Source organism: Flavobacterium sp. ACN6 (assembly GCF_002304005.1).
GTDB lineage: Bacteria > Bacteroidota > Bacteroidia > Flavobacteriales > Flavobacteriaceae > Flavobacterium.
In genome coordinates this window covers 255,053-268,463 of record NZ_MRCQ01000006.1, presented here as the reverse complement: position 1 = coordinate 268,463, position 13,411 = coordinate 255,053, and the positions used below count along the sequence as shown (strand labels likewise).

The 13,411-nt window shown below is 33.6% G+C and carries 11 protein-coding genes; 1 reads left to right on the top strand and 10 read right to left on the bottom strand.

The window, feature by feature from the left end; genetic code table 11:
• Positions 1–10 precede the first annotated feature (10 nt).
• The 8 genes from BSF42_RS11625 to ychF form a co-directional block, all read right to left on the bottom strand.
• Positions 11–1,879: a DNA topoisomerase IV subunit B gene (locus BSF42_RS11625; RefSeq protein WP_095953254.1), complete on the bottom strand. Its 1,869-nt coding sequence runs from the start codon at positions 1,877–1,879 to the stop codon at positions 11–13.
• A gap of 161 nt (positions 1,880–2,040) precedes the next feature.
• On the bottom strand, positions 2,041–3,216 hold the full coding sequence (gene pncB, locus BSF42_RS11620; RefSeq protein WP_095953253.1) for a nicotinate phosphoribosyltransferase: 1,176 nt from the start codon (positions 3,214–3,216) through the stop codon (positions 2,041–2,043).
• Between the two features lie 51 nt (positions 3,217–3,267).
• Positions 3,268–4,191: a transglutaminase domain-containing protein gene (locus tag BSF42_RS11615; protein ID WP_253251033.1), complete on the bottom strand. Its 924-nt coding sequence runs from the start codon at positions 4,189–4,191 to the stop codon at positions 3,268–3,270.
• Positions 4,192–4,243: 52 nt separating this feature from the next.
• Entirely contained in the window at positions 4,244–4,768 is a 525-nt protein-coding gene (locus BSF42_RS11610; RefSeq protein WP_095953335.1) for an NADPH-dependent FMN reductase, read from the bottom strand.
• A 107-nt stretch (positions 4,769–4,875) separates the two neighbouring features.
• The gene (locus tag BSF42_RS11605) at positions 4,876–5,805 is read right to left on the bottom strand and encodes a YihY/virulence factor BrkB family protein (RefSeq protein WP_095953334.1); all 930 of its coding nucleotides are present in this window, start codon (positions 5,803–5,805) and stop codon (positions 4,876–4,878) included.
• Between the two features lie 90 nt (positions 5,806–5,895).
• On the bottom strand, positions 5,896–6,576 hold the full coding sequence (locus BSF42_RS11600; RefSeq protein WP_141248451.1) for a hypothetical protein: 681 nt from the start codon (positions 6,574–6,576) through the stop codon (positions 5,896–5,898).
• A gap of 7 nt (positions 6,577–6,583) precedes the next feature.
• A complete protein-coding gene (locus tag BSF42_RS11595) occupies positions 6,584–7,261 on the bottom strand; it encodes a TIGR02117 family protein (RefSeq protein ID WP_095953250.1) in 678 nt (225 codons plus the stop codon).
• A gap of 242 nt (positions 7,262–7,503) precedes the next feature.
• Positions 7,504–8,598, bottom strand: coding sequence for a redox-regulated ATPase YchF (gene ychF / locus BSF42_RS11590; RefSeq protein WP_053473683.1), 1,095 nt, complete (start codon positions 8,596–8,598; stop codon positions 7,504–7,506).
• A 258-nt stretch (positions 8,599–8,856) separates the two neighbouring features.
• On the opposite strand from ychF, the gene BSF42_RS11585 reads away from it, so the two are divergent.
• Entirely contained in the window at positions 8,857–11,490 is a 2,634-nt protein-coding gene (locus tag BSF42_RS11585; RefSeq protein ID WP_095953333.1) for a TonB-dependent receptor, read from the top strand.
• A 105-nt stretch (positions 11,491–11,595) separates the two neighbouring features.
• Here BSF42_RS11585 and BSF42_RS11580 read toward each other — a convergent pair whose 3' ends face one another.
• Together BSF42_RS11580 and BSF42_RS11575 are read right to left on the bottom strand one after the other, a co-directional pair.
• Complete coding sequence (locus BSF42_RS11580; RefSeq protein ID WP_095953249.1) at positions 11,596–12,756, bottom strand: hypothetical protein; 1,161 nt, start codon at positions 12,754–12,756, stop codon at positions 11,596–11,598.
• A 173-nt stretch (positions 12,757–12,929) separates the two neighbouring features.
• Positions 12,930–13,280 (bottom strand): 4Fe-4S dicluster domain-containing protein, encoded by a 351-nt coding sequence (locus BSF42_RS11575; RefSeq protein WP_095953248.1) that lies wholly within the window; start codon positions 13,278–13,280, stop codon positions 12,930–12,932.
• Positions 13,281–13,411 lie beyond the last annotated feature (131 nt).

Below are 13,411 nucleotides of genomic sequence, written 5' to 3'. Positions count from 1 at the left end.
CTAAAAATTCTTAAACCTCCTCCAATTCATCAATCTCCACTTTCAAATTCTTGATAATAAACTCTTGTCTATCCGGTGTGTTTTTCCCCATGTAGAAAGATAATAATTGCTCAATAGAAGTGCTTTTATCCATCATAACCGGATCAAGGCGAATAGTTTCTCCAATAAAGTTCTTGAACTCATCTGGCGAAATCTCTCCCAAACCTTTAAATCGGGTGATTTCTGGTTTTGGTTTTAATTTTTCGATGGCATCTTTTCTTTCTTCTTCAGAATAACAATAAATCGTTTCTTTCTTGTTCCTAACCCTGAAAAGCGGTGTCTGCAAAATATACAAATGCCCTTCTTTGATTAATTCAGGGAAAAACTGCAAAAAGAAAGTAATCAAAAGCAAACGAATGTGCATTCCGTCGACATCGGCATCGGTTGCGATTACGATATTGTTGTAACGCAGTTTTTCCAATCCGTCTTCAATATCTAATGCGGCTTGCAGTAAATTAAATTCCTCATTTTCATACACGATTTTTTTAGTCATTCCGTATGAATTCAAAGGCTTACCACGCAAACTGAAAACAGCCTGAGTATTTACGTCACGCGACTTGGTAATTGATCCAGAAGCCGAATCTCCCTCGGTAATAAAAAGCGTACTTTCTAAGTTTCTTGGGTTTTTTGTATCTGGAAGATGCGCTCTGCAGTCTCTTAATTTTTTATTGTGAAGATTGGCTTTTTTAGCACGATCTGTCGCCAGTTTTCTAATTCCCGATAATTCTTTACGCTCGCGTTCTGCCTGCAAAATTTTACGCAATAAAGCCTCAGCGGTTGCTGGATTTTTGTGCAGGTAATTATCTAGCTTGGTTTTAATAAAATCGTTTACAAAAGTACGAACAGAAACCGCTGGCGTTCCGTCATCAGAACCCATATCTGTAGAACCTAATTTTGTTTTGGTCTGAGACTCAAAAACTGGTTCCATAACTTTAATACTTATCGCACTCACAATCGATTTACGAACATCTGATGCTTCGAAATTCTTATTGTAAAACTCACGAATCGTTTTAACAACCGCTTCACGATAGGCCGCTAAGTGCGTTCCTCCCTGCGTTGTATTTTGACCGTTGACAAAAGAGTGATATTCTTCGCTGTACTGCGTTTTACTGTGCGTTAACGCAACCTCGATATCATGTTCTTTTAAGTGGATAATTGGATATTCTAAATCTTCTTCGCTTATTGTTTCTTCTAATAAATCACGAAGTCCGTTTTCTGAAAGGTATTTTTCGCCGTTGAAAAGAATAGTCAAACCATTGTTTAGGTAACAATAGTTTTTGACCATTTTAATAACATATTCTAAACGAAATTTATAATTTTTGAAAATTGTTTCATCTGGCGTAAAAGTTACTTTTGTTCCTTTACGTTTTGTAGTATCAATTACATCTTCTTCTGAAACTAAATTTCCCGCAGAAAACTCTGCTGCTTTTTGTTTATCATCACGAACAGATTCTACTCTGAAATAATTCGAAAGCGCATTTACCGCTTTTGTTCCGACACCATTCAAACCAACTGACTTCTGGAAAGCTTTAGAATCGTATTTTCCACCCGTATTCATTTTCGAAACTACATCGACTACTTTCCCTAACGGAATTCCACGTCCGTAATCACGAACCGAAACCGTTTTATCTTTAATAGTTACCTCAATAGTTTTTCCAGAGCCCATTACGAACTCATCGATACAGTTGTCTAAAACCTCTTTTAATAGAATGTAAATACCATCATCAGGAGAAGAACCGTCTCCTAATTTTCCGATGTACATTCCTGGACGCATACGGATATGCTCTTTCCAATCGAGTGATCGAATATTATCTTCGGTATATTGATTTTGCTCTAGCATAAGGTGAATTGGATTTTTGGCTAATGTACCATTTATCGGTAAAAAATGAAAGCGTATTTTTTTTTTGTTATGAATAATAACAGTTTAAATTCTATTTAAATTGATTTTAAAATAAAACGAGCGGTAAAATTATAAAAAAACTGCTTTTTCATCAAAAAATACTATTTGATTGCGAGTACTTGTTTTGCCAAAGCAATCATTTCTGGAGTTCCTGTATTTTTGTTTTTTTCGTCAGAAAGTTTTACAACGCCCTGCCAATGCAGATTATCGGGTTTTGTATCGGTTAATTTAATAACCATATTCATTGCTGGAAGCCCTACATCGTTGGTGAAATTTGTACCAATTCCGAAAGACATTTTTATTTTATCCTGACAAAAATCAACTATCGTTTTTACTTTATCATAATTGAGCGAATCAGAAAAAACAATGGCTTTTGATTTTGGATCGATTCCCATTTTTACGTAATGCGAAATTACCTTTTTCGCAAACTCAATTGGGTCACCGCTGTCATGTCGAACGCCGTCAAAAAGTTTGGAATATTTTTTATCAAATTGATTGAAAAAGATTTCTGTAGTGTAAGTATCGGTTAAGGCAATTCCGAGATCTCCGCCATACACTTGGGTCCAGTGTTCTAAACTTATGGAATTTGCCATTTTAAATCCGTACTGCGCCGCATGAAACATAAACCATTCATGTGCATGCGTACCCAAAGGTCTTCTGTTATTAACCATTGCAAAATGCAAATTACTAGTTCCTATAAAACTTTCCCCGCCGTAGGTTTTCAAAGTTTCATTTACCAATTCGTGTACCTCATAAGAATGACGGCGTCTTGTACCGAATTCTAAAACAGAAACTCCTAATTTATTGTAATTATCAATTTTATCTTTGGTCAGATTTTTTACATCTTCATCATTTAAACGAATTAAGTGATTTGATTTATAAAAAAGTTCCGAAATCAGGGCCATTAATGGCACTTCCCACAAAATGGTTCTGTACCAAAATCCCTCCACTATAACTTTAATTTCTGAACCTTCCTGACTAATATATACTTCGGACGGATCAAAACTATACCCTTGCAGAAAATCTAAATAAGTCGGATCAAGATAAGGACAATAGTGTGCTAGATAATTTTTCTCTTCTTTTGTTAAACGAAGATCAGCCAAAGCGTCTACTGAATTTCTAAGTAATGCTGCAAAACCAGCTGGAAAGATATGTTTGCCGCGGTTTATAAATCCGTAACGAACTTTCGCCTTTGGAAAAAGCTTTATTACGGCATGCTGCATTGTAAATTTGTAGAAATCATTGTCTAAAATAGATTTCAAAAAGGTTGTCTCCATAGCATTATAATTCGATCATTACATGCTAAGATACGGCAATTAAATCTATTTTTAAATTATTTTGAATGAGACAACACTATTTGTATCCACAAAAATAGTTATGTACTCTCCTACATTATTATCTGCCAGAATTTGAAATTCTAAACCGCCACGTTTCTCTTTTGGATTTTGAACTTTAACGGGCTGATTTTTTTTATTGAGATAAAAAACCTGATTGGATTTTGAAACATTTTTGATTTCAAAATCAATTTTATCGCCTCTTTTTATTTCAATGATTCCAGAATCTGGACTTTTGATTTTATAATCTTTCTCGATTGTTGTATTGTAAATTAATGGTCCGTTTAAGAAATCTTCCTTGCTTAATTTATTTCCCAAAAAGGAACCTGAATCTGGAAAGTGTTTAGCAAAAAAATATTCAGGATCTGTATCGAAATAAATGGGTGCAAAATCATTAACCATTCTGCCTTTACTGCTGTCATAATACCCCTGCCCCCAAGTAACATCGATTAAACGCCATTTTTTATCAATTAAAACCATATTCCATGCATGGTTAGAGGAAGTATTTTTACGTCCGATATCTCGTAAGGAAGTTTTAGAATCCCCTCTAACTATTTCTGATTTTAATCCTACCAATCCAGCAAGATGCTGATACAAAGCTGTAAAACCTTCACAAACTGCTTTTTTAGAATTAAAAGCTTTCTGAATCAGGTCATCATTTAGCTGTTTTATTTTTCGCTGTTTTTCGGCTTCCGAAGAATAACTGAAACCTCGCATCTTAGGCGGATTTAAAAATGCATTGTAATCGTATTTTATATTGAGTGCAATCCAGCTGAACACAGCACGTGCGCGTTCGGAATCAGAGTCAAAATCTTTCTCGATTTTATTCGCTAATTTTTCGGTCGTACTAAAGTTTTTAGGATATTTTGCAACAATTTGATCTACTTCGCTAAACTTTTGAGCAAAAGTAAAATTCATAAAAAAGAGATGCAGGAAAAGAAATATAAAAGCAGTTTGGGGTATTCTCATTTTAGAAACAATCTTTAATAATATCTTTTAGTTCTTTGTCTAATTCAGCATTTGAAATTTGATTTTTCTCTAAATCAAAATTTGCATTAAAAGCTGGCAGCGAAAACGAAGCTTTAATTTCGGCTCCATATCTTGGTAAAGCATTGCGCGCAATCTCTAAAACAGACGCTCCTCCTCTTGTTCCCGGCGAAGTCGCCATTAACAGCATTGGCTTTTTCTGAAAAACTTCTTTATTAATTCTAGAACTCCAGTCGAATATATTTTTGAAAGCTGTTGAATAATTGTTATTATTTTCGGCCAAAGAAACTACCAATACATCTGCACTGCCTAATTTATCAAGAAACGCTTTTGCTAGTTCGTGCTGACCGATTTCTTTCTCAGTATCAACACTAAATAAAGGCATTTCAAAATCATTTAAGTCTAAAACCTCAACAGCTGCATTTTCGAATAAACTTGACGCGTAAGTCGCTAAACGTTTATTGATCGAATGCTGGCTGTTACTTCCTCCAAAGGCTACTATTTTCATATTGTGGTATTTTATTGGTTTTTTAACCATTTAAGCTATATAAGAACATAAACTACGTTATCAAAATTCGTTCCGTTCTGATAAGATTAAATTATCTTACATTACTTCTATGGTTTATGCTCATTATTATCGATTTCGTAAATCTCCTTTTGAATCTCAACTGAGTATTCATTAGGATAAATTTTGCCTCCGTAAGATTTTGCATATACTTTAGTAAATTCTGCTCCAAAATACAGAATAATTGCCGAATAATACACCCAAACCAAAATAATTATCACAGATCCCGCAGCACCGTAAACTGAGGCCACAGTAGAACTTCCGAGATAAAAACCGATTGCAAATTTACCAATCATAAAAAGCACGGCTGTAACGCCAGATCCTATAAAAGCATCTTTCCATCTAATTTTTCCGTCTGGAAGCGTTCTAAAAATTATGGCAAAAAGAAGGGTAATACTAGCCAGAACAATTACAACATTGACGATGTAAAATAAATAAACGGTACTCTCTGGAAAATATATTTTTAAGCGCGAGCTCACTAAATCTAAAGTAGTATTAACCAAAAGACTCACCAGCATTAAAAAACCTACAGAAGCAATCATTGAAAAAGACATTAAACGATTCTGGATAAATTTCTTAACGCCTTTATCTGGTTTGGCACGCAATCCCCAAATAAAATTAATTGAACTTTGTATTTCGGCAAAAACTCCCGACGCTCCTATTAAAAGCATTACGATTCCAAATACGGTTGCAAACATATTATCTCCAGACAATTGCACATTTTTTATAGCTTCCTGAATTTGACCCGCAGCACTATTACCAACCATTCCGTTTATTTGTCCGTACAATTGACCTGTTACCGCATCTTCTCCAAAAAAGAATCCGCAGATAGTAATGATTATAATTAACAAAGGAGGCAATGCAAATATCGTATAATAAGATAATGCTGCACTAAGTTTAATCGCATTGTCCTCGTTGAATTCTAAGAAAGTATTCTTTAATAGAAACCATGTTTTTGAGAAGATATTTTTGATTTTCATTTGCTGTTTTTTTGAGATAGTCTCAAATTTACGCATAAATCAAAATCTTAAATTCTTGTTTTTTAACCGAATCTTATATTTTTTCCATGTTTATTTTGTAACCTTTTTATATTCCCGATCGTATCCTAAATCTTTAATTTTAAATATCTTTTTGAACTCGTTTCTTGCTGGTTTTATCAGATAAGAAACAGAATCGAGATTTTTTGCTTTTATTTTGGTTACAGAATCAAGCTTTTTTAAATCTTTGATATCATACAGATCTTTAAACTTCAACACATTTTTATCAATGGAAACAAATTGAATATTCCAAAATATAGAATCTTTTCTACTCAAAATTAATTGTCCGTCGATGCGTTTTGCTTTTTCATAAAATGAAAACCTAAATAAAGTATCAATGTGTTTTTGAATTAACTGTACCGAATCTCCTTTATACAGCATATCATATTTATCCTTCGTGTCTTTTGATATTAATTTTCCGTCAACAATATCACATGCAGCTTTTAATGAATCTAATGTGAGCTTATGAATTGTGAATTTTATAAAGTATTCTCGTAAAATTCTATCTTCTTCAATTCTAATATAAGTCGAATCATTACTTACATAAAATCCTCTGAATTTATTTGGAAAACGATCTATTTCAGAATCATTTTCAGGCTGTGGATTTTCAAAATAAAAACTTGCGCATCCTTGTACACATTCTACGTTCGCTTCTGCTTTTTTACAAGAAATACTGAATACAATTATCGCTATAATTAAAATTGTCTTTTTCATAACAAGATTATTTATAATGACAAAAAATCCCTTTATCATAAACTGTCCATAAACTTGCTTTTTGGTTTGCCGCTTTTAAGGCGCTGTTTGCCCAGGTATTGCAGGTATAAAAAAGACTGTAACTACCTTTTGCTTCATAAAAAGCATCTTTTTTTCCGTAGCTGTGACCTTCAATCCATTGTGGGTGAACGGAATCGCTGAAACTTTCTGAAATATAATTGACTAATTTTTGATAGTTTTCTTTTGAAATCCAAATAAGCTTACAATCCTCACCTTCTTTTAATTGTTTAAAGAATGTAGTATGCATCGCTGATGAACTTACTCCGAACGCAGCCTTTAAAGCTGTGCTGGCTTTTAAATCTGACCATTCTGGCGTATCAAGATAAAAGCCTTTGTCGCCCCAGCCGAAAGCTATAAAATTCATTAGCGAATCTTTGGATTGGGTTTGACTGAATTGAATTTCATTTCGCCAGTCTTTAATCTCATTTTTAACAGGAACGACTATATCGGTGTGAACGCCATTCGAAAGAATGTAGATTGGAATCGTCTTTTGCTCTTTTGCAAAATTGATGTTTGAATTAACAGTGATTTTTGAAATCAAAAAAACAGATACTACATAAAGAGCAAGAAAACCGAAGATTCCGAAAAATGTCCAGCCTAGAAATTTGAAAGTTTTTTTCAGCATTTTAATTGGTTGATTTTAGATTAGTAATTGGTTATTTTTCTGTAACCAATTTTTGAGCCAAACTTTTTTCTTATTACAAATACCACATGTTTTTTTGTCATTTCGACTGAAAGGAGAAATAACAAAAAATACTTGGAAAATTTAAAGAAATCCCCTTTTTAACATAAAAAAAAACTGCTGAATTACTCCAGCAGTTTAAATCTATTATCTTGTTTCTTTCTTCTATCTTCTCAGAGAAAAAACTAAACGTTGAAACGGAAATGCATTACATCACCATCTTTTACAACATATTCTTTTCCTTCTACTTTAAATTTTCCTGCTTCTTTTGCTTTTGCCTCAGAACCGTATTGAACGTAATCTTCGTATGAAATAACTTCTGCACGGATAAATCCTTTTTCGAAATCTGTATGAATAACTCCAGCCGCTTGTGGCGCAGTTGCTCCAATATTGATCGTCCACGCACGAACTTCTTTTACACCTGCGGTAAAATACGTTTGTTGTTTTAATAATTTATAAGCAGCACGAATTAAAACAGACGCTCCCGGCTCAGTTAATCCCATATCTTCAAGGAAAACCTGACGCTCTTCGTAGCTTTCTAATTCTGTAATATCTGCCTCTGCTCCTACTGAAAGTATAATTACTTCAGCATCTTCATCTTTTACTAATTCACGAACTTGATCAACATATTTATTTCCGTTTACTGCAGAATTTTCATCAACATTACAAACATATAAAACTGGTTTTGCCGTAATTAATTGAAAAGATTCCATTAAAACTTCTTCATCATTACCTTGAGGAGTAATCGTACGAGCCGATTTCGCCTGCAATAATGCTTCTCTAATTCTATCTAAAAGCGCTTTTTCAGTCTGCGCTTCTTTATTTCCCGTTTTAGCAGCACGATTTACTTTTTCCAAACGTTTTTCAACAGTTTCTAAATCTTTTAGCTGTAACTCGATATCAATCGTTTCTTTATCACGAATTGGGTTTACATTTCCGTCAACGTGAACAATATTGTCATTATCAAAACAACGTAAAACGTGAATAATAGCATTACACTCTCTAATGTTTCCTAAAAACTGGTTTCCAAGACCTTCCCCTTTACTTGCTCCTTTTACTAAACCTGCAATATCTACAATATCTACAGTAGCCATTTGAACGCGTTCTGGTTTTACCAATTCTTCCAATTTGTTGATTCTTGGATCTGGAACGTTTACAACACCAATATTAGGTTCGATTGTACAAAATGGAAAGTTGGCACTTTGCGCTTTTGCATTAGATAAACAATTAAATAATGTTGATTTTCCAACATTTGGTAATCCTACAATTCCTGCTTTCATCTGTTTGTTTCTATATTACTATACACTAAACCTTGTAATTTAATGTATTATGATTTACTGTTTCTGCCAAAATGATATTTTTTGGCTTTAAAATTTTGCAAATATAAGATTTAATAGCTCTTGCGCGAACTAAAATTGTCCATTAATATAATTTTAAAGCTATTCTTGAAAATTTTTAAACATTTTATTAAAATTTTGTTAAAATGCATTACTTTTATAAAACTAATCAATAAAAAACAAATCAATAAACCAATTACCATGAAAAAGATTGCATTATTTTTATTTCTGCTGAATTCAGCATTCCTCTTTGCGCAAAAAGAGGTCTCGGGTGTTGTAAAAGACAAATCTGGCGCACCGCTTCCTCGTGTAAATATTGTTGAAAAAGGAACATCGAATGGAGTTTCTACTGATTTTGAAGGTAGTTTTAAAATAAATGTAAAAGAAGGAGCAACATTAATTTTTAGTTATGTTGGATTCTCAACGGTTGAAAGAACAGCTTCTAACGGCAAAATAGAAGTGGTTTTAGGAGAAAGCGACGGTCAGGTTTTAAATGATGTTGTAGTCGTGGGATCTAGAAATGCAAAAAGAACGGTTGTAAATTCGGCTGTTCCTATTGATGTAATTAACGTAAAAGATGTTACAACACAAAGTGGAAAAATTGAAATTAATCAGTTACTGCAATATGTAGCGCCTTCTTTTAATGCCAATAAACAATCTGGTTCTGATGGTGCCGATCACGTTGATCCTGCTTCTTTAAGAGGTATGGGACCAGATCAGACTTTGGTTTTGATTAACGGAAAAAGAAGACATCAATCTTCGTTAATAAATTTATTTGGAACACGTGGCCGCGGTAATACTGGAACCGATTTGAATGCTATTCCTGCCGCTTCTATTAAAAGAATTGAAATTCTTCGTGACGGTGCTTCCGCACAATATGGATCTGATGCCATTGCGGGAGTTATTAATATTGTAACCAATGACAATGTAGACGAATTAACAGGATCTATAACGTATGGTGTGTTTAACACACACGCAAAAGGTGATTTTCTTGAAGGAACTCCAAATACAAAAGGCTATCGATTGGATAAAAATGGAAATGGAAATTCATACGGAAAAGATCAGGATTTTGACGGAGGCTCTGTAAGAGTTGCTGCAAACTACGGGACTAAAATTGGAAGCAAAGGTGGTTACGTAAATATTACAGGAGAATTTTTAAACAAAAACAAAACGCTAAGACCTTCATATGATTTTAGAAAAGGTTTTGGCGATGCTGAAATGCAAGGCGTAAATTTATTTGCAAATCTTGCGATTCCAATTTCAGACAAAACAGAATTTTATGCTTTTGGAGGAAGTAATTTTAGAGATACAGATGCTTATGCTTTTACCCGAAATGATGGCGAAAGAGTTGTAGAATCTGTTTACCCAGGCGGTTATACGCCAAGAATTACTTCTAAAATTAATGATAATTCAGTTGCTGCGGGAATTAGAACAGAAACTTCTGGCGGATGGAAATTTGACTTGAGTAATACTTTTGGTAAAAATAAATTTCAATACGATATTAAAGGAACTATAAATGCTTCTCTTGAAGAAAATTCTCCACTTGAGTTTGATGCAGGAGGGCACAGCTTACTTCAAAACACAACCAATTTTGACATTTCAAAAAACTATGGAGATGTTTTAAGCGGTTTAAACATTGCTTTTGGAACGGAATTTAGAGTAGAAAAATTCGAAATTTTTGCTGGAGAAGAAGGTTCATATACAACTTATGACACAAATGGACAACCAATAACTGATCCTACTACACAAAGCGCTCCTATTGATCCTATTTCTGGAGAACCAAGACCTGGAAGTTCTCAAGGTTTCCCAGGATACAGTCCGCTAAATGAAGTTAATAAAGATCGCACCAACTTCTCTCTTTATGCTGATGCCGAAATAGATGTTACAGACGCTTTAATGTTCAGCGGTGCAGTTCGTTTTGAAAATTATAGTGACTTTGGAAGTACTGTAAACGGAAAATTAGCTTCAAGACTTAAAATTACAGATCATATTAATGCAAGAGGATCTGTTAGTACAGGTTTCCGTGCTCCATCTTTAGCTCAGATTTATTATAATTTACGTTTTACCAATTTTAATGCAAGCGGTGCAACAGAAGTTTTATTGGCTCCAAACGACAGTCCTGTTACAAGAGCTTTTGGAATTGATAAATTGAATGAGGAAAAAGCCGTAAATGCTTCTTTGGGTTTCACAGCATCTTTTGGTGATTTCACTGCCACAATTGACGGATATTATATTCAGGTAAAAGATCGTATCGTTCTTACGGGATATTTTGATGCGAGCGCATTAAACCTTGGTGTTTCTGAAGCACAATTTTTCGCCAATGGTGTTGACACCAGTACGCACGGTTTAGATATTGTTTTCTCTTGGAAGAAAAAATTTGATTTTGGTCAATTTGGCGCTACTTTGGTTGGAAACATCAACGACATGAAAATTGACAAGGTTAAAAATGGTACTCTGGATGAAGCCACTTTCTTCGGAAAACGCGAGAAAGCTTTCTTATTGGCTTCTGCCCCAGATAATAAATTTGGTTTAAACCTTACTTACAATAAAAATAAATTTGATGCTGGATTGGCTTTTACACGTTTTAGCAAAGTGGTTTTAGTTGACTACGCAGACGAAGACGATGTTTACAATCCGAGATTGATTACCGACTTAACAATTGGATATCAATTTACTAAAAGTTTAAAATTGACTGTAGGAAGCAACAATTTATTTAATGTTTACCCAACGAAACAAGACGAGCAAGGAAATACTGAAGCAGGAGGTTATTGGGATGCTGTACAAATGGGTTTCAGCGGTGCTTATTACTACGCAAGACTTGGGTTTAATTTTTAATATACAAAAGCTTCGACTTCGCTTAGCCTGACAATGCATTATCAATAGTTTATAAACGAAAAATCCTGAACAATTAAGTTCAGGATTTTTTTTCTGCTTATATAATTACAATTTAAATTCTAACGAGGCAATAATCGCTTTTTCTTCATCGGTAGCGGTAAAACCAGAAATATCCCAATAATTCGTCAGGATTTTATTTCTCTTATTAAAAAGCGATTTTTCTTTAAAAACATCACTTTCGCTATAAGTGAAATTTTGTTTATTGAATTCCGTAGTGACAAAACTATTTCGGACTTGAATATTTTTAGGTTTATCTTTTAAAACAACCCTATAACCTATTTCTTCGTTAGAACTTAGCAGATAATAATCGGTTCCGTCACAGCGATAATTTACTTTTACAAATGATTTAGTGATATTTTTATCGCCTGTACCTGTTTTATCTTCAATTTTATCGAGACTCGCCGGAGTAACTGAAATCGTAAATTCTAAAATTATTTTCTTTATCGGATCATAAATTATTTCAAAATTATCTATCGCTTCTTTAGCCTTATCCAACGGACTAACCGACATCACATAATACTCTTTATTCTTAGAATGTCCTTTAACCGTAAAATCATATTCTTTCTTTGACTTAGAATCCAACAGCGGATCAAAATATTTAAAACTTGAATAATTCTCCATGATATTATTCAAATTATATCCCATCAAATCAGCGCTGACATCTGTAGTATCCAATAATCCGTACGAACGGTTTTGCTCTACCAGCAAAGTAGTTGAATTATTTTTATTGAATTGAAAATTAACCAATCCGTCATTATAATACGAATACTGGTTATCGAGCATAAAAAACTCTCTAACATATACTTTTAAACGGTGAGAGACGCTTATTTTTTGTTTTGAATTTGCAACTATTTTCTGAAGTGTTTTTTGAAGATTTTCATTTGAAACGACAACTTCGTCTAAGTTTTCTTTTTTGTTTTTTAGATAAACTACAAACTCATTTTCTTTTAATGAAGCCCAGCGTATTGTCAGATCTTCATAATTCATTTCTGAAACCTCTACATTCGAACCGCCGCTCAAAACAAAAGTAACCTTACCATCTTCGTTAGTCATTAAAACTTGTTTTGTTTTTAAGATAACGACAGTTGCATTTTCGATAGGCTCCAATGTTTCGATATCTCTAACAAGTATGGAATACTCTTCGCTTTGTGCAAAAACGCTTACAGTACTGAGTAAAACGACAAATAAAAGTAGCAATCTATTCATAGGCGTTATTAATTTTTCAACTAAAGTATTAATTTTTTAACAATTACGCAACACATGAAAAATAAAACATTAGTTATCAATACACTAACTTTTAAAAATACCTGATATCAGGGTAAAAAAAAATCCTGAGTTTTATGGACTCAGGATTACTATTTGTTTATTTTTTTGAATACTTATTCTCCGTGTAAAAACGCTTGTCTTTCTAATAAAGTTTCTTCGTCTTCTACGTGATCGTCATCTGGCACACAACAGTCAACTGGGCAAACAGCAGCACATTGAGGCTCATCGTGGAAACCTTTACATTCTGTACATTTTCCTGGCACGATATAATAAACCTCGTCAGAGATTGGAGTTTGTGCATCTTCTGCATCAACTTCAGTTCCATCAGGTAAAACTATTTTCCCCTTAAGGCTTGTTCCATCTTTATATCTCCAGTCATCTGCTCCTTCATATATTGCTGTATTTGGGCACTCAGGTTCACAAGCCCCGCAATTAATACATTCGTCAGTTATAATTATTGCCATTTGTTTTAGTCTTAAAGTTAAAAGTCTTAAAGTTATAAAGTCAAACAAACAAAAAGACATTTTCCTTTGACTTGATGACTTTCGACTTAATTATGCTTATTTTTGTGCAAAATTACAATCAAAACAATTCA